This is a genomic window from Gemmiger gallinarum, assembly GCF_014982805.1.
GTDB lineage: Bacteria > Bacillota > Clostridia > Oscillospirales > Ruminococcaceae > Gemmiger > Gemmiger gallinarum.
This window is the reverse complement of sequence record NZ_JADCKC010000003.1, coordinates 461,691-485,828: the sequence shown is the minus strand read 5'-3', so window position 1 is coordinate 485,828 and position 24,138 is coordinate 461,691. Positions and strand designations below refer to the sequence as shown.

At 55.2% G+C, this 24,138-nt stretch carries 22 protein-coding genes, 1 tRNA gene and 1 pseudogene; 14 read left to right on the top strand and 10 right to left on the bottom strand.

Annotated elements, in window-relative coordinates; translation table 11 throughout:
* Positions 1-6 precede the first annotated feature (6 nt).
* The 6 genes and pseudogenes from INF35_RS11455 (at position 7) to INF35_RS11430 (ending at position 6,152) form a co-directional block, all read left to right on the top strand.
* Positions 7-1,344, top strand: a complete 1,338-nt coding sequence (locus INF35_RS11455; protein ID WP_193502558.1) for an AAA family ATPase — start codon at positions 7-9, stop codon at positions 1,342-1,344.
* Complete coding sequence (locus INF35_RS11450) at positions 1,345-2,031, top strand: hypothetical protein (protein WP_193502557.1); 687 nt, start codon at positions 1,345-1,347, stop codon at positions 2,029-2,031.
* A 213-nt stretch (positions 2,032-2,244) separates the two neighbouring features.
* Positions 2,245-2,616 (top strand): PrgI family protein, encoded by a 372-nt coding sequence (locus INF35_RS11445; RefSeq protein WP_193502554.1) that lies wholly within the window; start codon positions 2,245-2,247, stop codon positions 2,614-2,616.
* Positions 2,617-2,717: 101 nt separating this feature from the next.
* Positions 2,718-4,951 (top strand): annotated as a pseudogene (locus tag INF35_RS14140) (VirB4-like conjugal transfer ATPase, CD1110 family).
* Positions 4,952-5,006: 55 nt separating this feature from the next.
* Positions 5,007-5,747, top strand: coding sequence for an adenine nucleotide alpha hydrolase family protein (locus tag INF35_RS11435; RefSeq protein WP_040918723.1), 741 nt, complete (start codon positions 5,007-5,009; stop codon positions 5,745-5,747).
* A 12-nt stretch (positions 5,748-5,759) separates the two neighbouring features.
* Positions 5,760-6,152 (top strand): DUF6075 family protein, encoded by a 393-nt coding sequence (locus INF35_RS11430; protein WP_193502550.1) that lies wholly within the window; start codon positions 5,760-5,762, stop codon positions 6,150-6,152.
* Between the two features lies 1 nt (position 6,153).
* Here the strand turns inward: INF35_RS11430 and INF35_RS11425 are convergent, their stop codons facing one another.
* Positions 6,154-6,630, bottom strand: a complete 477-nt coding sequence (locus INF35_RS11425) for an SLOG family protein (protein ID WP_040918721.1) — start codon at positions 6,628-6,630, stop codon at positions 6,154-6,156.
* Between the two features lie 125 nt (positions 6,631-6,755).
* Between INF35_RS11425 and INF35_RS11420 the strand changes: the two genes are divergently transcribed.
* From INF35_RS11420 to INF35_RS11405, 4 genes are all read left to right on the top strand, one after another.
* Positions 6,756-7,094, top strand: coding sequence for a helix-turn-helix domain-containing protein (locus INF35_RS11420; RefSeq protein WP_193502548.1), 339 nt, complete (start codon positions 6,756-6,758; stop codon positions 7,092-7,094).
* A gap of 96 nt (positions 7,095-7,190) precedes the next feature.
* Positions 7,191-7,637 carry a DUF3846 domain-containing protein gene (locus tag INF35_RS11415; protein WP_193502546.1) on the top strand — a complete coding sequence of 149 codons (447 nt, stop codon included), beginning with the start codon at positions 7,191-7,193 and terminating at the stop codon, positions 7,635-7,637.
* Positions 7,638-7,639: 2 nt separating this feature from the next.
* A complete protein-coding gene (locus tag INF35_RS11410; protein ID WP_193502544.1) occupies positions 7,640-8,965 on the top strand; it encodes a hypothetical protein in 1,326 nt (441 codons plus the stop codon).
* Positions 8,871-10,337, top strand: coding sequence for a site-specific integrase (locus tag INF35_RS11405; protein WP_235983236.1), 1,467 nt, complete (start codon positions 8,871-8,873; stop codon positions 10,335-10,337). The genes INF35_RS11410 and INF35_RS11405 overlap by 95 nt, the downstream gene beginning before the upstream one ends.
* Before the next feature lie 48 nt (positions 10,338-10,385).
* Here the strand turns inward: INF35_RS11405 and INF35_RS11400 are convergent.
* From INF35_RS11400 to INF35_RS11390, 3 genes are all read right to left on the bottom strand, one after another.
* Positions 10,386-10,462, bottom strand: a tRNA-Ile gene (locus INF35_RS11400).
* A gap of 265 nt (positions 10,463-10,727) precedes the next feature.
* On the bottom strand, positions 10,728-11,168 hold the full coding sequence (locus tag INF35_RS11395) for an ImmA/IrrE family metallo-endopeptidase (RefSeq protein WP_193502542.1): 441 nt from the start codon (positions 11,166-11,168) through the stop codon (positions 10,728-10,730).
* Between the two features lie 4 nt (positions 11,169-11,172).
* Positions 11,173-11,505, bottom strand: coding sequence for a helix-turn-helix domain-containing protein (locus tag INF35_RS11390; RefSeq protein ID WP_193502540.1), 333 nt, complete (start codon positions 11,503-11,505; stop codon positions 11,173-11,175).
* Positions 11,506-12,019: 514 nt separating this feature from the next.
* On the opposite strand from INF35_RS11390, the gene INF35_RS11385 reads away from it, so the two are divergent.
* Both INF35_RS11385 and INF35_RS11380 read left to right on the top strand, forming a co-directional pair.
* Positions 12,020-12,253 (top strand): hypothetical protein, encoded by a 234-nt coding sequence (locus INF35_RS11385; protein ID WP_193502538.1) that lies wholly within the window; start codon positions 12,020-12,022, stop codon positions 12,251-12,253.
* Positions 12,254-12,373: 120 nt separating this feature from the next.
* Positions 12,374-12,817: a sigma factor-like helix-turn-helix DNA-binding protein gene (locus INF35_RS11380; RefSeq protein WP_193502536.1), complete on the top strand. Its 444-nt coding sequence runs from the start codon at positions 12,374-12,376 to the stop codon at positions 12,815-12,817.
* Positions 12,818-12,924: 107 nt separating this feature from the next.
* Here INF35_RS11380 and INF35_RS11375 read toward each other — a convergent pair whose 3' ends face one another.
* Positions 12,925-14,169, bottom strand: coding sequence for a YibE/F family protein (locus INF35_RS11375; RefSeq protein WP_193502534.1), 1,245 nt, complete (start codon positions 14,167-14,169; stop codon positions 12,925-12,927).
* Positions 14,170-14,324: 155 nt separating this feature from the next.
* Entirely contained in the window at positions 14,325-15,941 is a 1,617-nt protein-coding gene (locus INF35_RS11370; protein ID WP_193502532.1) for an alkaline phosphatase, read from the bottom strand.
* Between the two features lie 634 nt (positions 15,942-16,575).
* Between INF35_RS11370 and INF35_RS11365 the strand changes: the two genes are divergently transcribed.
* A complete protein-coding gene (locus INF35_RS11365) occupies positions 16,576-16,797 on the top strand; it encodes an HPr family phosphocarrier protein (RefSeq protein ID WP_193502530.1) in 222 nt (73 codons plus the stop codon).
* Positions 16,798-16,951: 154 nt separating this feature from the next.
* Here the strand turns inward: INF35_RS11365 and INF35_RS11360 are convergent, their stop codons facing one another.
* Positions 16,952-19,885 (bottom strand): glycoside hydrolase family 2 TIM barrel-domain containing protein, encoded by a 2,934-nt coding sequence (locus INF35_RS11360; RefSeq protein WP_193502528.1) that lies wholly within the window; start codon positions 19,883-19,885, stop codon positions 16,952-16,954.
* Between the two features lie 288 nt (positions 19,886-20,173).
* Here INF35_RS11360 and INF35_RS11355 point away from each other — a divergent pair, with 288 nt between their 5' ends.
* A complete protein-coding gene (locus INF35_RS11355; protein WP_193502526.1) occupies positions 20,174-20,551 on the top strand; it encodes a metal-dependent transcriptional regulator in 378 nt (125 codons plus the stop codon).
* A gap of 550 nt (positions 20,552-21,101) precedes the next feature.
* On the opposite strand, the gene INF35_RS11350 is transcribed toward INF35_RS11355, so the two are convergent.
* The 3 genes from INF35_RS11350 to INF35_RS11340 form a co-directional block, all read right to left on the bottom strand.
* Entirely contained in the window at positions 21,102-21,800 is a 699-nt protein-coding gene (locus INF35_RS11350) for a methionine ABC transporter permease (protein ID WP_193502524.1), read from the bottom strand.
* Positions 21,797-22,801 carry a methionine ABC transporter ATP-binding protein gene (locus tag INF35_RS11345; RefSeq protein WP_193502522.1) on the bottom strand — a complete coding sequence of 335 codons (1,005 nt, stop codon included), beginning with the start codon at positions 22,799-22,801 and terminating at the stop codon, positions 21,797-21,799. The genes INF35_RS11350 and INF35_RS11345 overlap by 4 nt, the downstream gene beginning before the upstream one ends.
* Before the next feature lie 72 nt (positions 22,802-22,873).
* Entirely contained in the window at positions 22,874-23,806 is a 933-nt protein-coding gene (locus tag INF35_RS11340) for a MetQ/NlpA family ABC transporter substrate-binding protein (RefSeq protein WP_193502520.1), read from the bottom strand.
* Between the last annotated feature and the right edge of the window lie 332 nt (positions 23,807-24,138).

Below are 24,138 nucleotides of genomic sequence, written 5' to 3'. Positions count from 1 at the left end.
GCCGTTATGATATTGAAATCGCTTGCTGTTGGAGGGTTTAAAAATTTAAGCCTAACCAAGATCAGTTTTGATCATAATACAGTAGCTGTAATCTCGCCCAACAATTATGGAAAAAGCAATTTATTGGAAGCACTACGTTTTGCTACTGGCTTTATTAGTGCAAGCCCAAAACAACGCATCAATATGATGGCTTGGACAGAAGCAATTCCATTAACCCCTCTATTAGCAAAAACGCCGTTCGAATTCCAAATGGAATTCGAGGACGAAAAACTGGGTGAATACTGTTTTGTCCGTTATGGTTTTTCTTTTTCTTGGTATCGTGATGATAAAACCGGGCAACGAATTATTGATGAAACACTGGAAATGCGTCCTTCTGAAAGTGTGCGATATTCTTCCTACTTAAAAAGAGACACTTGTCAGTACCGAAAAGGAAAATCTACCAACGCATATAGAAATATCTCTTTGGATAATATGGTCTTGGCAATTGATGTCTTGCCCTCTATTGAAGATTTGGAGTATAAGGAAGCAATTCAGGCTATTCGTTCCTTTGAATACCGTGTTTGTGATACATTGGACGTAAAAGAACAATTTCAATTTACTCCATTTCGAATTGCTGACGAGGATGATAGTCATATTCGTTTTGACGATGAAGACATTCCAAGAGCGCTGTTTCAATTAAAAGAAATGTTTCCTGAAAGATATTGGCAATTCGAGGATGCCATTCACTCTCTTTTTCCGGAGTTCTCTGAAATCACTATCCATGCACACGAATTAACTGCTACGAGAAACCAAGTAACACATTTTTATGCCAAAAAGGATGGTGATGAAAATACTCCAGATCAACCGATTGATGAAGAAATCCCCTTCCATCTGAAAGACAAGGTGTACCGAGTTACTATTAAAAGTGAGTATCTCAACCAACCCGTCAATCTGGTAACTATGTCTACTGGTACCAAACGTATTTTTTGGTTGTTGACTAATATTTTCGTTGCCAGTTGCAACAATGTTTCGTGTATCGGAGTAGAGGAACTAGAGACCAGCATCCACCCGAAAATGCTCAAAAATCTTCTCGAAATCATCACTGATACCCTCGAAAGTACCCGAATTATCGTTTCAAGTCATTCACCGTACCTTGTTCAATATTTAAAGCCGGAGCAACTGTATGCAGGCGCATCTATTCATCGAGGCGTTGCTCAATTCTATCGTGTATCAACATCAAAAGTAAAAAAATTACTCGCGGCGGCTCGTAGCTACGACTTAACTGTTGGCGAATATCTATTTGAATTGATGTCCGGTGGAGAGACATCCTTAGAAACTCTGCGAAATTATTTGGAGGGTTTTTAAGTGGAAAAGGATTTTGAACAAGGTTTTGCCCTTATTATGGAAGCTGCAACAGAATATCAGTTTTATGAAGCACTATTATTGCATTTTGCAAAAAAGCATCCGGAATGCACAATTCAAAAATTAAAAGATAACGATACATATGAAGACTATTATGTGGTTCAGGGGCCTTTTGGAAAACGCATTATTCGTATGAATGCTGTCGGTACAATAACCCAGATTCATAACTCCGCCAGTTGGTTTAATAACAAAGCCGCACTTACCAAAAAGGGCGTGCCGTGGACTGTGTTCCTTTGCTATGATACAGATAACTACAACGCTGACGTAACCAAGTTCTACAAAGGTGATTGGAAAGATTTTCGGCAAAAATTGACAGCGAGGAGAGCGAAGCAAATTATTGATTTGGCTGCGAACGCCGATATCGAAGATATTTTTTTACAAGATCTTCATGGGATTAGTTCATATCTAGGGTTATTAGAGGATATTACTCCTGCTGATATTCCTACAGGAAAAAAGGGATCGGCCAAATTAAAGCAGCTTCTTATTCGATTGAGAAACGAGGGAAAAACCACAGTCTATTATCATAAAGGTGAACGTGCAAGAGCACTGATTGAACATTTGGATTTAGACAAAATTATTCAAAGTAACATTGTCCCTCTATATTTGCTGGAGAACATATTCCTACAATAATCAAGTTCGACTTTTTATGTACAAAAAGTTGAACACAAAATCCGAAATGGTTGTTATACAGCTGTTTTCTAAAACGAGTTCAACTTGAAACTCAAATACGATATTTTTCTAGCAATTCTATTATAATTACAATAACAAACACACTTAACTTTATAGCGTCCGGATGAATCCATCTCATCCGGACGTTATTTTATTATTACAGGGAGTGAGATTTTGCAAGTTAATATTAACAAGGACTTCCAGCGCTATGAGGAAGATGTCTTTATGGGACTATCCCTGCGGCAGCTTCTCTGGTCTGGAGCCTCCGTTGCCATTGCCATCACGGTATACTTTGGTCTACAGCCTGTTCTTGGTCAGGAAACAGTCAGCTGGATCTGTATCGTAGCTGCGGCTCCTTTTGCTATGGCGGGCTTTTTTCAATATGACCAGATGACCATCTGGCAATTTCTGAAAGCTGCTTTTGTAACCGAGTTCCTCCGTTCCGGCCCGAGAGTATGGGTGGCCGAAAATCGGTTTGAAGCAGTCCTGCATCCTCAAAAGAAGAAAAGACAGTTTTGGAAGAGAAAGGAGAAGCGAAAGCCTTGAAACTGAATGAGTATGCCTCCACCCGGAACACCTGGGGTGGGGTAAACACACCGAAATCGGTGCAGAAAAGCATCCCGGTTGACCGCATTTACGACGATGGAATGTGGCGTTCCGGTAATGTGTACAGCCAGATGTGGAGCGTGTCAGACATCAACTATGCGATGGTGTCTGACGGCAAAAAAGACGAGATCCAGCAGGTGTACGGCAAACTCTATGCCGGTGTTCCTTCGGACTGCACGATCAAGATGTGTATTGTCAGCCAGCGTATGGACGATCTGGTGTTCCGGCGGGATGTACTGTACCATCGTGCAAACGATGGCCATGACGATCTGCGTGCCGAGAAGAACCGCCAGCTGGCCGCCTGCGCCTCGCTGGTCGGCAATGTGCTGCAAAGCAAATATGTGATTGTTTCCACACAGAAAAACCGTGTCGAAGATGCACGGGATCGGCTGCGCCAGGTGCAGGGGCATCTGGTCAACATCCTTTCCGAACTGGGCAGCACTGTACGGAGCGTGGACAATTCCGAACGCCTTCGGATTCTCCACAATTTTTTCCGTGTGGGTGAAGAATCACGCTTTGAATTTGATCTGGATCGCTGCACCAAGCTGGGCGAAGATTTTCGGGACTTCGTTGCGCCCGATGTTATTGAGTTCAAGCGTGATCACATCGACATTGACAACCGGGTGGCAAAATGTATGTCCATGTCCTATTTCCCGCAGCGCATTGACGATAAGTTGGTCACCACTCTTTTGCAGCAGGTACCCTATATCATCCTTACCATGGATTTTGTGCCCATTGAAACCGAGGACGCCTACAAAACCTTGGCGGATTATCGGATGAAGGTGGATGCCGACAAGGTCCGGTTCAATCGGAAAAGCGTGGATAATCTGGACTTCACCGCCAATGTTCCGCAGCGCACGCAGGAAGAGGAAAATACGCTGAACCAGTGGCAGCGGGATATGACCGACAATGACCAGCAGATGTTTTTGACGCTTCTGACAGTGGCTTATTTTGCCGATGATCTGGAGGAACTGCGTCAGGAAACCGATGCACTGAAAACGGCGGCAGGCAATTATAACTGCCGCTTTACCGAGATGCGGTGGCAGCAGGAAAACGCCTTTAACACCGCAATGCCCTATGGCTTGCGCCGCATTGCCAATCTCCGGGCCATGACCACCAAGGGCGTTGCATCCCTGATTCCTTTCAACACGCAGGAAGTGCTGGTTCCGGGCGGTATCTACTATGGTGTCAACGCCATCAGCGGCAACATCATCATCGGCCTGCGCACCGTCCTCATCAACGGAAACGCCATGGTTATTGCTACTTCTGGCGGCGGCAAGAGCCTGTTCGTCAAGCAGGAAATCCTGGAGCTTTTCCTGCGATTCCTGAAGGCCAAATTCTATATCGTAGATCCTGAAAACGAATATGGCCCGCTGGTACGGGAGCTGGGGGCATTGTGGTGGATATTGCAGTGGACAGCACCACCTATTTCAATCCGCTGGACTTCACCTATGATCCCTCCACCAAGATTCAGCCCCATACTGCTAAGGCAGAGTTTGTGCTGTCCCTGTGTGAACAGATCATGGGGAAGGACAACATTCAAGCCGGCGACAAGAGCCTGATTGACCGTAGCCTCAAGCATATCTACAAGCCGTTGATTAAATCCGGCTATAAGATTGCGTGCCCCACACTGACCGATCTTTATAACGACCTCAAGGAGCAACCCCATGAACGTGCTCATGAGATTGCGCTGGCGCTGGAATTGTTCGCAACCGGCAGCATGAATATGTTTGCACATCCCACGAACGTGGATATGAGCAATCGCCTGATCTGCTTCAATATCCAGAGCCTGGGCGACCAGCTCAAGCCGGTGGCCATGCTGTCCATGTTGGAGTACATCAACACCTGTGTGATGAGCAATGAGCGCAACGACCCCAAAGCGGCAACATGGGTGTACTTTGATGAGATTTACCTGCTTTTGCGGGATAAGCTGAGTTCTCAATTCCTCTATACCAGCTGGAAGCGGTTCCGCAAATACAACGCCTATGCAACGGGCATCACCCAGAACGTGCAGGACTGCCTTTCCAACGATACGGCATACGCCATGTTGGCCAACAGCGAATTTGTGTGTATGCTGCGCCAGACCAAGGACATTGATAGTGTGGTGGAACTGTATGGTTTGTCAGACCCACAGAAGAATTATCTGAAGCTGGCCAAACCCGGACAGGGAATTCTGAAAATGGGTAACAACCTGATCCCCTTTGTGAACGACCATCCCACAAATACCAAAATCTATCGCCTGTTGACCACCAAACCCGGCGAAATGGAAAACTGATCTACCTACAGCAAGCGGCCCTGCGTTGGCAGGGCCGCATCTTTTTGGAGGAACTATGCCAAAAACAATTTGCTCTTGCAGTATGGGCAAAGACAGTCTGGCCACCGTGATTCTTGCCTTGATGCACCACGAACCGCTGGACGAGATCGTCTATTGTGAGGTGATGTTTGACAAAGAAATTTCCGGCGAGGTTCCCGAACACCGTACCTTTATTTATGAAACAGCAATTCCGTGGCTTCGACGGGCTGGTTTGAATGTAAAAATTCTACGGGCAAACACTACTTACAAGGAGTGCTTTACCAAAACCATCCAGCGAGGCAAAGGAAAAGGAAAGCTGAAAGGCTTTCCCCTATGTGGACGATGCAATATCCAACGGGATTGTAAAGTGCGGCCCATTCAAAAGTATATGAAATGTCTGCCACAAGAAACGCAGCAGTATGTTGGCCTTGCCACCGATGAGCAGGACCGGCTTATGCGCCTGCAAGAAAAACAAATTTCTCTGTTGGAACAGTATGCGTGCAGTGAAGCAGAGGCATGGGAACTGTGTCGCCGGTATGGATTGCTTTCCCCGGTCTACGACTTTACGGACCGCAATGGTTGCTGGTTTTGTCCCAATGCGAAGCTGCCCGAACTGCGTCATCTTTACGACCATCACCCGGATTTGTGGCGTGAAATGCTTGCCCTGCAAGCCTTACCCAATAAAGCTACGGAAAAGTTCAATCGTGAGCTTAGATTCTCAGATTATGATATACTATTCCATAATGAGGATGCTCAGCTTTGTTGGTTCACACAATAAGGAGATAATCTAATGAAATCAGAAATTCGTTTTAAGGATCGGGAACATCTGGCATTTTATAATAAGGTGCTCAAGCAGACGAGAAAGGATGATCCCTACCACAAAGCCTTTTTCTATGTCGTGGGTATCAGCAGCGATACCCGGAACAACATCCAAAAAATCTTTGGCTTTGAAGAGGATTGTATCCGCCCTGATTGTATCAATGACGGCTGGCAGACCAGTGGAACGGAACGGATCACCCGGCTGGCTTTCAACCTCTGGAATGGGTGGAATACTGACGGATACGCAACGCCGTATGATCTTTTTGACTGCGAGTTTGCACCCTATTTCATGGAAGGTATCCGGCTCCGGTATCCCGAGTATTGCCGTGAACTGGAATCTCAGCCGCCGAAATGGGAACGATAATCTATATGGTGTCGGCCAAATTGACAATCTTCAGTTGCTGGGATTGGGCATACCGCACAGTATAGGCCGTGCCTCCGTGATCAGATGTCAGGTAGCAGATGCAGACGCTGCTGTTGTCAACCAGATGGCGGTTCCGCTTAAACATGCAGCCCCGGTAATAGTGTTCCGCTGTGTACACCACTTTATCTGCCTGATGCAGGATTTCATTATATATATCTACATCGGCAGCAGGCCAACCTCTGGTCTGTTCTTTGCAGGGCAGAACAAGGATCAAACGAATCTGTGGATACTCTTCCCGCAACTTTAATACTGCCTGCGCGGCAAGCGTATCAAAACCCAAAGCACCTCCTGCACCGAAATAACGATACCCGGCTTCAAGCAGCGACTTTATCTCATCTATCAGCTGAGCAAAAAGTGAGGCCCTTTTTTCAGGTTCTATTATCCTGTGCCCTGTAAAACATACGGTTTTTTCACGCATTTTTAACGCCTCCTGTTCCATTTGGTCCATAATATCGCCACTTGTTGATAAATGTCAACAAAGCGCGATTATTTCTTTTGCGCATTGTGGATATAATTTAACAAAGCGCGAGGGAGGACACGAACTTGGCACAGGAAAAAGAACTCTGCATACAAGAAATGGCCCGACGGATTTGCGAACGGCGAAAACAGCTGCGACTCACGCAGGAAGAACTGGCAGAAAAGTCCGATATGACAACACAGGCCGTTTCATATGCGGAATCAGGCAAGCGTGCAATGCGTCCCGATTCATTGCGTAAACTGGCAGCTGCGCTATGTGTCAGTGCCGACTATCTTCTCACAGGTGACATTGTGGATAAGGATTTACTGATTTTGGCTGATAAACTGCGCCTGCTCACACCTTCACAGATCCACACAGTTGAAGCCATTATTGACGAGTGCATCCACCTTTATACAGAACAATAACTTTAAGACAAACAAAAAAACAAAGGCGAAACTCTATTCCTGTAAGGAAAATGGGTTTCGCCTTTTCTTTATTTTGGAAAAAGGAGCAAGAATGCTATGGACAATGACATGATGACGGTTCTCCTTGTTCAGCCCGGAAAGTATCCTGTGGAGATTACCATGCCGCATACTTTGCAGGAGCTGCAAAAGCAGGTCGGCGGCACCATTGAAATCGTCTACCCGTGGCCGGACCGTTCGGTGGGGCTGGTTTGCCACGATGAAGGCAAGCTGTTGGGTTTGCCCTTGAATCGTGCTTTGCCGGAAATTGGCGACGCCATTGCGGGCAACTTCCTTCTCTGCGGTTTGTGCGATACAGAGGATGGCGGGAGCTTGTGCAGTTTGCCGCCTGATCAAATGGCATACATGAAACAGCATTTTCGGGAGCCGCACTTCTTTATCGAATCGGCTGAGGGCGTCGGCTATTTTCGTGTGACGCCCAAAGTCTACGATAACCTGATGGGCAAACCGAAGAAAAAGCCATCCCGTGAGCAAGGAGAACGATAACAGTGCGAAAAGAGAAGAAACTGAACCCAGTAAAAAATCTGGCTAAGAAAACGGCGCTGCGCACGGCTTATCAGGCACAGGCCCACGCCAAACAAGCCGGTCAAGAAATAAGGGACGGTGCGACTGGGGAAGGACCTTCCGATAACTATGCACAGCAAAAGGTCGAAGATAAAGCAAAAGAGACAGTCGGAGATGCGGCGGATTTTACTTTCCAATCCACCAAAGTACCGTACAAAATGTATCGAAGGCTTTTGCTGAAACGGCAGGCCGCTAAAGCATCCACCGGCGAAACATCTTCACCGACGCCACCCCACAACACCGCTGTTCCAACGGAAACACAGGCTACAAGAAAAACGCGGTTTCGTCGTAAAGCAATCCAGCAGCAAGCTATCAAAGTAAAGGCATCGCAAAAGGTACCGAATCCGGTTCCAAAGGGTAAACCGTCCTTGCCAGACCGCAAGCAGGTTCTGCGCAAACGGGTGATTCTGGTCAAGTCGGTACGAAAAAAACTGGCTGAAACAGAAGCACGCCGTGCGGCAACCCACTCGATGCCCACACCCAAGCTGCCCCGCACTTCCAGCAAACCGGTGAGAGAACAGCTACAACGATTGGCCAACTATCTACTGGGGAAGCTGAAACAACTGCTGGCCCATGCAGCCAGCGCCGTTGTGAATGCCTTGATATATCTGGTTGGAGCCGGTGGCGTGGTTTTGATACTCGCACTGGTGATCGGTGCAGCTGCCGCTATTTTGGGTAGCCCGATGGGCATCCTTTTTGCCGATGAAAGCGGCGATCCCAACAGCATTCCCATCGAAGAGATTGTGCTGGAAGCCAACACCGAATTTGGTGAAACCATCAGTGATCTGGTGGCGAACCACCCGGAGTGCAGCAACGTGGAATTTCATTATGAATACGAGGACGGCCACACCTGGGCCAGCTACTGGCCGGAGGTGCTGGCTGTCTTTGCGGTCAACCAGAACCTGAACGGGGACGATGATGTCATTGTCATTGACCGCGAAAAGGCTGACTTGCTTATCGGCACCTTCTGGATGATGCACCGCATCGAAAGCGAGGTGGAGGAAGTGGAAGTTCCCGCAGACAGCGGGGATGGATCTGAGGAAAGTGAAGATACCGAAACTCAGACAGAGTATATTTTGCATATTTCTGTTACTAGTGTGCCAGTGGATGATTTAGCCCATAACTTGTCTTTTACAGATGGCATCCGTAAAATTGATGACCCCGCAGAACAAACCCAAGTATTTCAAAATCACCGCCAATGTAATGGTGAACGGGAATCTGGAACGTCGCTATTCGCGCTTCGATTTTGATCCCCAGAAACTACGCACATTGAAATCACGCACTGCTGCCGCTATGGCCGCCGCCGTTGAATTTGAAAAAAGCGAACAGGAAAAGGTGGATCAGGAAGACAGTGACGCAAACAAGAGCTTTGCAGAGGTAGCAGAGGAATACATCTCGGACACCAAGGCTCGCCTGGCCCCTTCGGCTCGCCTTCGCGGTAATTTTGACAGCCGCAAAAACAAGGCGAATACCACCCGGAACAAGGAAAACTATCTTAAACGGATTGTCAGTGTTGCTCCGTGGTTTGCTGAAAAGCCTGTTTCTCAAATCACAAAGGTTGACTACAAAAAGCTGATTGACGAGATCGAAGAAGATGGAACGAAAGTTCAAGAGAAAGCATTTCTGCGCCCCGAAGCAAAGGCTTTCAAGAGGAAGTCTTTTAATAAACTCACAGTTGATTGTGATGTGACTGCCTATACCATGGCAGAGGCTTTCCGGGGCAAAAACGTGACACGCCATTCGGCTGAGGAAATTTCCAAAGCGCTCGGTGTCGGTGTCGATCAGGCGTTTCGGTTTGAATCGACAGAAACAGCATTGGCAGGGAAAACACTGCGGGAATATGCTCTTTTTGCACGACAGGTTTTACAGTTTGCTTCTGACCATTACGGCACCGTTCAGCCAGCTTTCGCCCTTCCTGAAAAAAGATCGCGTCCCCGCTTCGTGGACTGCCTTCATGAGGACGAGGTCAAAACGCTGCTGAATTACCTCCCGAATTGCAATATGACAGAGCAGGCTATCGTTTTGGCTCTCCTCAATACCGGTATGCGGCGCGGAGAACTGGCTGGCCTGACATGGGAGGACCTGGATTTCAAACAATGTACGGTCCATGTTTACAAATCGCTTTTGGTCTTTGATACATATGGCTATCAGCTGACGACCACCAAAGAATCCAATGACCGGTACATTGATGTGGCACCCGAATTCATGGAAGCCATGAAGAAATACTATGATTTCTGGAAATGCCAGAGAAAGCTGATGGGAGCCAGCTGGCAAACCTCCATCGAAAAAAAGCGGTGCAAGTACCCAGATTCGCTCAGGGCGCTGGCAGGAAACAATTTCGTGATCTCCGACGATCATGGTTGGCCGCTAAGCCCGGACAGCTATGCCTCCATCGTCAAAAGAATCGGCGACAAGGCCGGTATCCGCCACCTTCATCCGCATATGTTCCGGCATACCTTTGTCAGCATCCTGATGTCAAATCCTGATATTGGTGTCGCTACGGTGGCAGCAGAAGCAGGCCATGCCCAGCCCAGTACAACCCTGATGATCTACACCCAGCAGTACAAAAAGCGGCAAGAATCCATCCGTAATCAGTTGAGCCGTGAACTGTACGGAACCTAAAGAAAGAACGTGCCCTGTCATTAAAAATTGACGTAGGCACGTTCTTTTTGGTGGGCCAGGCAGGGATTGAACCCGCGACCAATCGGTTATGAGCCGACAGCTCTGACCAGCTGAGCTACTGGCCCACATAACTATATTGAAGAACTCCTAAAACACCATCTCGTAGCCAATCCGTAGCCAAAACGGCATTTTTAGAAGTAACAGTGAAAATAAATGACGTTAAATCGTTGTTTTGGAAGAAAATTTTGGTTAAACTAACAGGTTATGAGCCGCCAGCTCTGACCAACTGAGCTAATGGCCCGCATGGGCAAAACCGGAGTTTCGCCAAAGCTACTCTTTATTATATCAGGTTTGCGCCGGCTTGCCAACCATTGAATTTCACATTTTCTCTTACAGGTCCCGGCTTCTGCCGGTGTTGAAGTCGACACCCCGGCACTGGGTCCAGTAATACAGCGCCTGCTCCACGGCTTTCTGCGGCAGGTCAAAGTATTCCGCCAGCTGCCAGGGTTCGGTGTAGCCGGCGGCCATGGCCCGACGCAGGGCTTCCACGCTCAGGTAGCGGGTGATCGCCCAGCGGTCGGCCTTGTACTCGTGCCGGGCAATCAGATCGTGGCGGCTGGAAACCTTGTGTGTGCACCCGGTGGCACAGTGACCGATCTCGTGGGCCAGCTGCCAGCTCAGCCGCCGCCAGTCCTTCCCCCGGGAGAAATCCACAAATATACCGTAGGCGCCGTTCACCTCCACGGTGACGGCGTCGGCAAACCCGATGTCATAGGCATAGATCCTGGCGCCCGCACGCCGGGCGTCGTCATATACCTCGCAAAGCTGCATACCCTTATTTCCCTTTCTGCTGCTGATCCCGGAAAAACCGTGCCATCTCCAGCAGCTTCTCCTTATTCTCCTGGGTCAGCTCCTTTGTCTCGTGGAAGAGCGCATAGGTGAAATCGTCAAAGCCCATCTCATCCGAGCTTTCGCAGCCCAGCAGACTGTCCACGCTGACCCCAAAATACCCCGCAATCTTTGCCAGCGACTGCGCTGCCAGCGACTGTTTGCGTCCCGTCTTCAGGTCGGACAGCGAACTGCGGCTGACTCCGCTCTCACGGCATAGGTCGGTGATGGTGATGCCCCGGGCGTTGCACAGGGCCTCGATGCGCTGATAAAGGTTCACAACAAAAAACACCCTTTCCCTGTGGGATTTGCTGAAATTACACGAAAGCGAAATTTGTTATTGAAAAATACGCAAAGACATATTATACTGAACATCGTAACGTGATCGCGTAATTTACAGGTCTTGCGTTTACTATATTACGTAAATGCGTAAAAGTCAAGACAAAACCCGTCCCTGCGGCAAATTTTATGAAAAAACTGCCGCGGGGGAGCCGGACAGCACAGCGGACGAGTGCACCGCCGCGGGCGCCATCCGGCAAAAGGAAAGCTGTAATCCTTATTATATCTTCAGGAGAGGACGATAAATGGGACTGATTGGCACAACCGCTGGAAAAGGCGGGAAGGGAGGGCTGCTGCCCTGGAAAGAGACAAGGGAGTGCGATGGTACAGCCGGGGGCGAAACCGGCCCGACCCGGCCGAGACTTTGGAGGAAATTTTGCGGGATGCGGGAGCTCGGCGGGCTTTTGCGGCCCTGTACGGCGAGGAAATCGAGAGTTTTTGGGAGGGACACTGCAATGCACAAGCGGATACGGATGAGGGGAGCGGGGTGTGTACGTGCCGACCGGTACGGGACCTTTGAGATCGGCGGCCGGGAGCTGCAGCCGCTTCTGGCGGAGGCGCTGCGGGAGAGCTGCGGCGGCCGGGAGGGAGACCTCTGCCTGGCCGGGCGGCTGACCCTGACGCTGGAAATATGGGAAGAACCCCTGGCGGTGCAGGGCGGAGCATCCCGACAGGAGGGGCGCACATGAGGGCAGGGAGTGAGAGATGTTCGCGCTGTCGGTGGCGGTGCGAGGGAACCGGTTATTGCCTTTGGCCACGCTGTTTTGCGCAGGTGCTGGACGAGGAAAAAGAGGAGCAGGAGGGCTGCCATGGACAGAACACAGAGAGAACAGACGGAGGAAAAGATTCAGTGGCTGAGCCGTTACCGCAAGGCGCTGCGGCGCCAGCAGCTGCTGGCCATGGATCTGGAGCAGGCCAGGGGGATGGTGCTCTGCCATGCCCCGGCGGTGGACGGAATGCCCCGGGCTTCGGGACACAGTGACCGGACCGGCCGGGCGGCGGAGCGTCTGATGCGGGCGGAGACCCGGTGTGCGGCGGCTGCCGCAGACACCCATCGCATCCGGTCGGAGGTGCAGTGGTCCATCTCCACCGTGTTCGATCCCACCCAGCGGGAACTTCTGCGCCGCCGGTATCTGCTGGGGCAGACCCTCACCGAGATCTCGGAGCAGATGCACCTGGAATACCGCTGGGTGCGGCGGCTCCACCGCAAGGCGGTGCTGCGGGCGGTGACTGAGCTGCCTCCGGCCTCCTGACCCGGCCGCCACCGGGAGAAACCGTCAAAAACGCCCTGCCGGACAGCAGACTGCTGCAGCCCGGCAGGGCGTTTTTGTATGATTTGTCCGAAACCGGCAGAACACCGTCAGACGGAGGCGGAAGCGGCTGGGTCGTCGGAGGACTGCGGCGCGGCGGCATCCTCGGGGCGGGCTGCCGCGCCCGCGTCTGCGGGCACAGCGCCCCGGCGGGTCAGCAGGAAGCCGCCTACCACAGCCGTGAAGGGGGCCACGGTGACAAGGGCAAAGCTGCCCACCAGCGTCTGGAGCAGCTCACTGGCCACATACTTGTAGTTGAAGATGTTGACCAGCGGTGTGCCCTGGGCCATAAAGACCATGAGCTGGGCCAGGTATCCACCGGAGTAGGCCAGCAGCAGGGTGGTGGTCATGGTGCCCATGGCGGCCTGACCAATGCGGATGCCGCTGCCTACCGCCTCCCAGGGACGGACGCCGGGCTTTTTGCGCACTACCTCGCAGATGCCGCTGGTGATGTCCACCGACAGGTCCATCATGGCGCCGGAGGCCCCGATGAAGATGCTGGCCATAAAGATGCGGGTGAGGTTGAGGTCCTGGTATCCCGCGTAGAGCAGCGACTCGCTGTTGGCCATGACGGCGCCGTGGATGTGCAGCACGCTGGTGAAGGCGACACCCAGCACGCAGGCGGTGCAGACGCCCAGCATGCTGCCCAGAATGGCGGTGAGACTGCGGCGGTCAAAGCCGTAGACAAAGACGATGATGACCACGGTGAGCAGGGCCACCAGCAGCAGGCCCACCAGAATGGGATTGGCGCCGCGCAGGGTGGCGGGGACCATGATCTTCCAGATGGCCAGCACCGTAATGACGAAGGAGAGGATGGCCCGCAGGCCGCCGGGTCCGGCGAAGAGGATGAGGAACAGGGTAAAGACGGCAGCCAGCAGAAGCTCCCAGCTGATGCGGTAGTGGTCGATCATGGTGACCGAGGTGATGGCGCCGTCGGCATGGCTGACCACCACCAGGGCGCTGTCCCCGGGGGCAAAGATCTTGTCCTGTTCCAGGCTGCCGGTGAGCAGGTTGACGGCCTGGGCTGTCTGGCCGGCAAACCGGCCTTCCTCAATGCGCAGGGTGCAGCGCTGCTCGCCGTTCTGGATCAGGCCGGTGCTGATGATGGTGCTGTTGTCGGTTTCCAGCACGGTGGCGCGGACCTTGTCGGTGCCCTGATAGATCTGCGCACCCTCGTAGCCGGTGGGGAGGAGCATCAGAATCACGGTCAGGATCAGGCCGGGCACCAGCACCCGCCAGGCGGAGGGCTGCTCGCCCCAGATCCGTTTGAAAAAGCCCAGGATTTTTGCACGCATAGGTTGTATGTACTCTCCTTATTCAATGGCGATGGCGGCTGCCGGCCGCGGCGGAACAATAAGAACAATAAAAGGTCTCCGCCGGGCGGAAGGAACGCCGAAGCGGAGACGGGCAGAAGAAACCGTGCAGGCTCAAAGGAGCCCTGCGCAAACCATCAGGCCACGCCGGTCAGCTGGGCCAGATTGTTGTAGATGTTGGTGTTGTCGTAGTAGCCGGCAAACAGGTCCTGGCCCTCGCCCATGGCAAAGACGGCGACGGGCAGGCCGGTGTGGCTGTAGCTGGTGAAGTCGATGCCCGACTTGTTGTTGAGAATGTGGGTGATGGTGACGCTCAGGGGCTCATAGCTGCCGTACAGAACGTACTCGGCCTGGGTCAGCTCGGTGTCGTCGGTCTTGGTCATGGTCAGGTCGTAGGCATCCTTAAGCAGGCCCAGCTCGTAGTCGGTCATGACCAGGCTGCCGGAGGTGACGCCGGTGGGATGGCTGTCGGCGTTGTCCACGGTGACGCCGCTCTCGCCCTGCTGGCCGGAGGCTTCCTCGGTCACCAGGCCGAACAGGTCGGCCACGTCGTCCAGAACCTCGTCAAAGCTGGTGTTGTTCTCCTTGTAGGAGGCCACGTAATCGCTGTCGAACTTGGCGTAGCTGATCTTCTGGTTGGCCAGATTCTGCAGGAAGGTGTCGTAGTTGGTGCCCGCGTAGCCGATGGTCATGCCGCCGGTCTCGTGGTCGCCGGTGACCAGGATCAGCGTCTCGTCGGGATGCTCGTTGTAGAAGTCAATGGCCTTCTGGACAGCATCGGACAGGGCCTGGGTGTCGTGCAGGGTGGAAGCGGCGTCGTTGGCGTGGCAGGCCCAGTCGATCTTGCCGCCCTCCACCATCATGAAGAAGCCGGTGTCGTTGTCCAGGCATTCAATGCCTTTCTCCACGTAGTCGGCCAGGCTCCACATGTCGTCGGTGCGGTCGACCTCGTAGGCCATGGCATCGCCGTCGGCCAGGTGCTCGTCAATGAGGATGGCCTTGCCGGTGTCGGCGGTGACGGCCTCGGCCTCCGCCTGGGTCTTGACCACGGTGTAGCCGGCCTGCTGGGCCAGGGTGTACAGGTCGGTCTGGTCCTCGTCCTTGCCGGTAGGCTGGAGCAGGGCGCCGCCTGCGAAGTAATCGAAGCCGCTGTCGATCATTTCCAGACCGATGTCATAGTAGTTGTTGCGGCTGACCTGATGGCAGTAGAAGGCCGCGGGGGTGGCGTGGTTGATGTTGACGCTGGAGATGACGCCGATCTTGTAGCCCAGCTGGTCCTTCAGCTTTTCGCTGATGGTCTCGTAGGCGACGGTGCCGGTCTCGTCCATGTTGATGGTGCCGCTGTAGGTCTTGTGACCGGTGGAGATGGAGGTGGCGGTGGAGGCGGAGTCGGGGCAGAAGGAGGTGCTGTCATAGGTCTGGGCGCTGCCCACCACAGGGAAATCCAGGAAGCTCAGGGCATCCTCATGCTGCAGGACGGCGCCGTCGCCGCCCATGCTGGTGCCGTTTTCCAGGGCGGACAGATAGTAGTTGGTGCTCTGAATCTGGGGATAGCTCATGCCGTCGCCGATGAACAGGAAAATGTACTTGGGAGTGCCGGTGGAAGCGGTTTCGGCAGTGGGAGCGGCGGGGGCGACAGTGGAAGTGCTGTTGCTGGCGGGAGCCTCGCTTGCGGGCGTGCTGCAGGCCGCAAGGCTGAAGGTCAGGGAGGCTGCGCCCAGCAGAGCAGCAGCACGTTTGGTAAGGTCTTTCATGTAGATCCTCTCTCCTTGATTTTTAGCAGATTCGGTTTGTTTGCTTTGCTGCGGGAGGGCGGGGTACCGTTTCGCAGCAAGTTCATTATAGTTTCACACTTTGCCCGGCGAAACCATGCCACAGTCAAATCACCGTAAAAAAACACCGCACAAAATGTCCCCGGAGTTGACACAAACTTTACCGGCGAATATGCCTTTTTGGTGCCAAGACCGATAATTCGTGAATTGAATCACAATACTGTCCTGCATCGGCATACAACATTTTTACAAATCTGACGCCCTGTGCGGGGTGCGCTGGCCCGGCGTGCCGGATCGTGCATTGTGCACCCTGCCGAGCTAGATAAAATGTTGGCTTGAAGCTGCAAAACGGAAATTTAAATACTAATAATACAATAAAATGAATCTAATAATACCGAAAAAGGAGAAAATGGCAAAAAATACTTAAATAATTTTGTGCTTCTAATCCAAATCCTGTCAGAGGGAAAAAATGGGTTTTGGTTATGGTGACGAATTTGTTGAAGATTTTTTGGTTAATATCATCAAGGAAAAGTTTTGTGCTATAATAACATTGCAAGACAGGAAGACAACAAACGGTTGTCCGTCCCCTTGCCCTTATATCATGGAGGAATGAATTATGGTGAGACAAGTCAAGGTTTCCAGCTTCTCCGAAGTCCAGGGGATCGTGTCTGCCGCCGCCAAGTGCGAAAACGATGTCGGCGTGCATGACATGCGGGGAAGCATCGCAGACGCAAAGAGCATTCTGGGCATGATGAGCCTGGATTACAGCAGCCCTGTGAATATTGTCTGCGAAAACGACAGCGATCTGAATCGTGTCGTTCGCGCCATTCGTCAGTAATGGTATATTATGATACCGGCTGCGGTGTGACCGCCGTCGGGAACGCCCCGGGGCCTTGTCTGCTCCGGGGCGCTTTTGTTGTGTGCGGGGGCAAGTGTGTCCCCTAAAAAGCGAGGCGGGAGGAAATTTCCTCCCGCCTCGTGGCGTATATGGCTTATTCCACCCAGAGCGTCAGGGTAAAGCTGTCGCCCCGGTGCAGGGTATAGCGGTAGGGTGCCAGCGGCAGGGCGCCCCAGCTGTCGTCGCCGCCTGCGCCGCGGACGCCTGCCGCACAGCGCACGATGGTGCGGGTGACGGGCGGCAGCTGCCAGAAGTGGCGGGCGTTTTCCAGCTCATTGGGCGTCCAGTGCCCGGCGGAGAATACCATGCTGCCCGGGGTGGACAGCCGCAGGGCAGGCATGCCGTCCCCCGAGACCGAAGCCTCCACCACACCGGTGCGGGCGCCGTTTTCCTGGGGGACCATGTAGATGTCCTCGTCCTTGCCCACGGGGTAGTCCCACCGGCCGAACAGTGCACCCCGTTCCCGGTCGGGCATGGTTTCCTCAGGGCCCAGTCCCAGAATGGACACCCGGTCCAGCCCGACGTTCAGGGGCAGCAGCAGGCCGAACTCCGGCACCTCCACCGTATCTCCCTCCCAGGTCAGGGTGACGGTGCAGCGGCCGGCATTGTCGAACTTCCACAATGCCTCCACACCCTCCCGAGCCTCGGTGGCCAGAAGGTAATGCACCCGGATGCCGCCCCGCACCCGCTCCACTTTGTCGGCCTGGGCATAGCGGCCCGCCTGGGCCCATTTGGCAAAATGGAAGGGCATGGCGGCGCCGTCGTCGTTGCAGGTGGGGGCCCGCCAGAAGTTCAGCTCCGCAGGTCCGGCCAGCAGCTCCACGCCGCCCCGGCGCAGGGAAATCAGGCGGCCGGAATTGCGGTTGATCATGAATCCGAAATCCCCGTCGGTCACGCCGTAGTTGAAGTCGCAGTCGGCAAAGAGGGCTTCGTCGGCAGGCACACTGTCCGCCGCGGCCCGGCGGTCGAAGATGCCCTGGCCCCGGGCGATCACGAACCCGGCCTTTGCCCAGGAGGTATCCTCCCGCAGGCTGACCGCCGCATCCACCGTCCACAGGCCGTCGGCCTCAGGCAGGGCAAAGGGCAGGGGGAGGGGGCAGCGCTCCCCGGGGGCCAGAGATTGATGCAGCGTCACGGTGCGGCGGACCTCGCCGTTGCAGGTCAGGGCAATGGTGAGATCATACCGGTCCAGGTTGGTGAAGAGGGTCCGGTTGTGCAGCCGGATGCCATCCTTGTCCACCTCCATGGCAAAGTCCTGATAGACGCCCCGCACCGCCTGCATCTTGGCACTGTTGCGGCGGTCGCCGGTGACCAGACCATCCACGCAGAACTCTCCGTCATGAGGGGCTTCCCCGAAGTCTCCGCCGTAGACCAGCACCCGGCGGCCGTCCGGCAGCTGCTTCCACAGGGCGTGGTCCATGTATTCCCACAAAAATCCGCCCTGATACAGGGGTTCCTGCCAGGCAAGCTCGGTGTATTCCTCCAGGGCGCCGCAGGAGTTGCCCATGGAATGGCCGTACTCGCACAGGATCATGGGCTTGTCCCGGTGTTCCGCCAGAAATTCCCGGACTGCGGCGGCAGAGGGATACATCTGGCTTTCTATGTCGCTGGTATCGTTGAAGCGGCGGTCATGGGCCACGCCCTCGTAGTGGACCACACGGCCGGGGTCCACGGCATGGAGATAATCGTGCATGGCCTTGAGGGTCTCACCGCCGAAGCTCTCGTTGCCGCAGCTCCAGATCAGCACGCAGGCGTGGTTTTTGTCCCGCTGGTACATGGCCTCGGCCCGGGCTAAAACGGCATCCCGCCATTCGGGGCGGCCGTTGGGCAGGGTGTATTCGTCAGGCTGGATGATGTTGCGCTTTTCCCAGCTGCCGTGGGTCTCCAGATTGACCTCGTCGATGACGTACAGGCCGTACCGGTCGCAGAGGTCGTAGAGGAAGGTGCGGTTGGGATAGTGGCTGGTGCGGATGGCGTTGACGTTGTGCCGCTTGAGGTTGAGGATGTCCCACTCGGTCTCCTCATAGGTGACGGCCCGGCCGTGTTCGGCGCTCCACTCGTGGCGGTCCACCCCCTTGAAGACGATGCGCCTGCCGTTGAGGGTCATGACGCCGCCATGAATGCCGAACTCCCGCACGCCGATGTCCAGATCACTGCGCTCGATGACGCCGCCGTCGGCGTCCAGCAGTTCCACACACAGGGGATAGAGGTTGGGGGCCTCGGCACTCCACAGCCGGGGGGATGCGATGGCGGCCTTGACGCAGACCGTCTCCCCGGCAGGCAGCTGCCAGGTGCGGCCGTCCAGCGTCAGGCGCAGGGCGGAGGCATTTTGGGCGTTCTCCAGGCGGCAGTCGGCCTGCACGGCGGCGCTGCCGTCGGCGCCCAGGGTTGTTTGCACCCGGATGTCCGCCAGATGGGCGTCGGGGGTGGTGAAGAGGGTGACGGGGCGGAACAGACCGCTCATCCGCCAGAAGTCCTGATCCTCGATCCAGCTGCCGGAGGAGAACCGGTAGACCCGGGCCACCAGTTCGTTCTCCCCGCCGTGGACCAGTTCGGTCAGGTCGAACTCGGCGGTGTCGAAGCTGCTCTCGGAATAGCCCGCAAAGCTGCCGTTGCACCACAGGGCCAGGGCACTGTCGGCGCCCTCAAAGCGGATGCGGCAGCGCTGCCAGCCCTCGGGCAGAACAAAGGTGCGGCGGTACTCGCCGGTGGGGTTCCACCGCTGGGGGATCTGCCCCGGATGGATGTGCTCGTGGCCGTCCCAGGGGTACTGCTTGTTGACGTACTGGGGCGTGCCGAAGGGATAGGAGGGCCCGCCCTGCAGCTGGATGTGGCCGGGGACCCGGATGGTGGTCCAGGGGGTGAAGTCGGCGTCGGGGCGGGGCGCCCAGCGAAAGCCCCAGGTGCCGTTCAGGGACAGCTCGCAGCTTTCACCGCTGCCGAAGCAGAACCGGTGGGAGGAATGGGCCGGCAGACATCCCAGGGCAAAAACTCTGGGATCGGCCAGCATGGATTCGGAAAATTGCATAAGCCTGCCTCCTTGGGTAGCCTGCCCGTGCGGGCAGGAAGAAATCACGAAATATCTCTAGCTTAATCATAACGGCTGGGGGCTGTCTGCGCAATGGAGTATCGTGTCAGGATTGCGGTGGTTTTGTATTTTTCCAGCGGGAAGAAGCAAGGCGCGGGCTTTACAGAACCACCAAAAAAGTATACAATATTCTAAATCAACAGCAGCCCGCAGAATGTGGTGTCTGCCGGATGCGCTTTTTGCAGCGGATGACGGAGACTGCCGCTGCCGGAAGGAGGCCTTTTGCCCATGCGCTCTACCGAGTCCCGCGAAGACTATCTTGAAACCATTCTGATCCTCAGCCAGGAGAAGGCATACGTGCGCAGCGTCGATGTGGCCGAGCGGCTGGGAGTGACCAAGCCCAGCGTCAGCCGGGCCATCAGCCTGCTGCGCACCGCCGGTATGATCCGGATGGACCCCCGCGACGGCGCGCTCACCCTCACCGAGGAGGGCCGCAGTGTGGCGGAGCATGTCTATGACCGCCATCAGCTGCTCACCAGTGTGCTGACCATGCTGGGGGTGGATGAGAACATCGCGGCCCAGGATGCCTGCCGCATTGAACATGTGGTCAGCGAGGAAACCATGGATTGCCTGCGCGCCCATATGAAGCAGCATTCCGGCCGGTAAGGCCGCAATACGCCGCAATACAAAAATAAAAACAAAACGGCAGCCCTCTGCAACGGAGGGCTGCCGTTTCGCTTTGGATGGGAACAGATGGGAAAAGCAAAAACCAAAAAAGGAAGGCAAAGAAAAAACGATGCTGCCGAAAGGAGGAGTGCGGCCGGATCGGATGACGCAGCCGGCTCCTCCTTTCGGGGCTTGCTTGGGGGGAAATGCGATCTATATAAAAAGCCTTTCGGCATTGTTGGTTGTCTGGCCTCCGCCGGGCTGTTGCCCTCGCATGGCGGAAGTACCAGTAGATGTATCGGCATTGGCGCTTGGTGCCGTAAGTCTTGTTTGACTATGCCTACAGTATATATGACGCTTATGGAAAACTTATAAAAGGAATTTGAAGAATTTGGCAAGAAACCTTGAACAAATTTTTACTTTGGAAAGCAATTATCAAAAATGCCGAAAATGCCCATGGCGGAAGAGCTCAGACAAAAAAGTACGGCGGGGACCCGCTCTGATTCAGAGCGAGTTCCCGCCGTACAGGCTTGCTTTTGAAAAAGGGCGCTTACCGCCGCAGGCGCTTGTCACAGCGGACGGAAAGCCAGGTGCCCACCGACTGGAAAACCTGTACCAGGATGACCAGCAGTACGGTAGCCACCACCATAATGAGGTACTTGTACTTGTAGTAGCCGTAGTTGATGGCGATCTGGCCCAGACCGCCGCCGCCGATGATGCCGGCCATGGCGGAGTAACCCAGAATGGTGGTCAGTGCGATGGTGACGTTGGCCACGAGGCTGGGCAGGCTTTCGGGCACCATGACCCGGGAGATGATCTGGAAGGGGGTGGCGCCCATGCTCTGGGCGGCCTCAATGACGCCGCCGTCCACCTCCCGCAGGCTGGTTTCCACCAGACGTGCCACGAAGGGGAAGGAAGCCACCACCAGAGGGACAATGGAGGCCAGGGTGCCGATGGAGGTGCCCATGATGAGCCGGGACAAAGGGATGGCCGCGATCATGAGGATGAGGAAGGGCACGCTGCGCAGCAGGTTGATGACGGTGTTGATGACCGCCATAAGCCAGCGGGGCAGAGGCAGGATGCCGTCCTTCTCGCCCACCACCAGCAATACGCCCAAAGGCAGGCCGATGACCATGGCCAGCAGGGTGGAGAGTACAGTGGCGTAAAAAGTCTCCCAGGTGGCAAAGGGCAGGTTGGGCAGATTGTCCACCAGGGTCAGCCATTCATCCGATGCAAAAAAGGCGCTCATACCTGCTTCACCTCCTCAAAGCTCAGGCCGGGATAGTTGGAAATGTAGTCGATGGCCCGCTGTGCGGCGGCCTGGTCCTCGGGCAGGGCCAGCAGCATGCTGCCCAGCGTCTGGCCGTTGACGATGCGGGTGTCCGCCGCGATGATGGACACCAGGGCGTTGCACTCGATGGCCAGGCTGGCCACCAGAGGCTTGTCAGTGGTCTGGGTGCCATTGAAGGCCACCCGGACCATCCGGCGGCCGGGGACCAGCTCGCTCTGCGCCGCACCCGCGGGGAAAACCAGCTTGCGGGCGGCTGCGGTGCGCGGGTTGGAGAAGATCTGGCCCACGTCCCCCTGCTCCACCACATGGCCGCCGTCCAGGATGGCCACGCGGTTGCAGATTTCCTCCACCACGCTCATCTGGTGGGTGATGACCACCACGGTGATGCCCAGCTCCCGGTTGATCTGCTTGATGAGCTGCAGGATGGAGTGGGTAGTGTTGGGGTCCAGGGCGCTGGTGGCTTCGTCGCACAGAAGCACCTTGGGATCGGTGGCCAGGGCACGGGCAATGGCAATGCGCTGTTTCTGTCCGCCCGAAAGCTGGGCCGGGTAGGCTTCCGCCTTGTCGGGCAGGCCTACCAGCTCCAGCAGCTGGCGGGCGCGGGCCTCCGCCTCGGCCTTGGGACGGCCGGCCAGCTCCAGGGGAAAGCAGACGTTTTTCAGGCAGTTTCGCTGCATCAGCAGGTTGAACTGCTGGAAGATCATGGCGATCTCACGCCGGGCGGAACGGAGCTCGGCGGGGGAGAGAGTCTGCATCTCGCGGCCGTTGACGGCCACCAAACCCTCGTCGGGGCGCTCCAGCATGTTGATGCAGCGCACCAGCGTGGATTTGCCCGCGCCGGACATGCCGATGATGCCGAAGATGTCGCCATCCCGGATGGTCAGCGAAATGTCCTCCAGAGCAACGACGGTGCCGCTCTGGGTGGTAAAGCGCTTGGTCAGGTTTTGTATCTCGATCATCTGCAAAGGACCTCCTGGGGTGCCGGACAGGGCCGGTCAATTATATAAGGTATGGGGCGATGGGAAAGGCGCTCAGAACAGGGGGACCACCGCACCGCCGTAGGTCTCGTCGATGAAGCTGCGGACGGCCTCGCTCTTGAGGGCGGCAGCCAGAGCCAGGATGGCGGGGTCGTTCTCACGGCCTTCCTTGACCACCAGGACGTTGGGGTAGATCTGGGCGGCCTCGGAGTCGGCGCTCTCGGCGGCCAGGGCGTCCTTGGCGGAGGAGAAGCCTGCCTGGGTGGCGTAGTTGCCGTTGATGACGGCCATGTCCACATCGGCCAGAGTGCGGGGCAGCTGAGCAGCCTCCATCTCCACGATCTCCAGGTTCTTGGGGTTGGAGGTGATGTCGTTCTTGGTGGCGGTCAGACCGGCGTCAGGGTCCAGCTCGATCAGGCCCTGGGCGGCCAGCAGCTGCAGGGCGCGGGCCTCGTTGCTGGTGTCGTTGGGCACCGAGATCTTGGCGCCGTCGGCCAGCTCGTCAATGCTCTTGGTCTTGCCCGGGTACAGTCCCAGAGGCTCGTAGTGGATCTCAGCCACCGAGACCAGATGAGTGCCGTTTTCCTCATTGAAGTTGTTCAGATAGTCCTGATGCTGGAAGTAGTTGGCGTCCACCTCGCCGCTCTCGGTGACCATGTTGGGCTGGACGTAGTCGGTGAACTCGACGACTTCCAGCTTGATGCCAGCCTGGGCCAGAATGTCCCCGGCCACGGCCAGAATCTCGGCGTGGGGCGTGGGGGAGGCGGCCACCTTGATGGTGGTGCCGTCCAGAGAGGCATAGTCGATGCTCTCGTCAAAGCCGTCGCCGGTGAAGTCGGCGGCGGTCTCATCGGATGCGGCTGCCTGGCTGCTCTGGGATGCATCGGCAGCGGAGTTGCTGGCGGCGGACGAAGAACTGCCCTGACCGCAGGCGGCCAGGCTGAGGGCCAGCACAGCGGCCAGCGCGGCGGAAATAAACTTTTTCATGATGAAATCCTCCTGTTTGGTATGTTTCTGCAAAAGAATCGGGTGGCGGAAAAAAGATCGGCAGGGCACATTCGGATGCCGGGCTGTTTGCAGGCGGGACCGGTTTTCATGCAGAAACCTCCTCTCTCGATCGTTTGCAAAAACCGACGCGGCGGATGCGGACAAAAAGAAAAGGGGCAGGACGCCTGCGGCGTCCTGCCCCTTGAATTTCCCGTCATACACCCGAAAAGGCACACAGGGAAGCAAGCACAGGCTGCCGCGGCATACTGTACATGCACATCATCATGGCATCACGACGGTACATCGACGGCATCTCCTTCCCTGACGCTCAA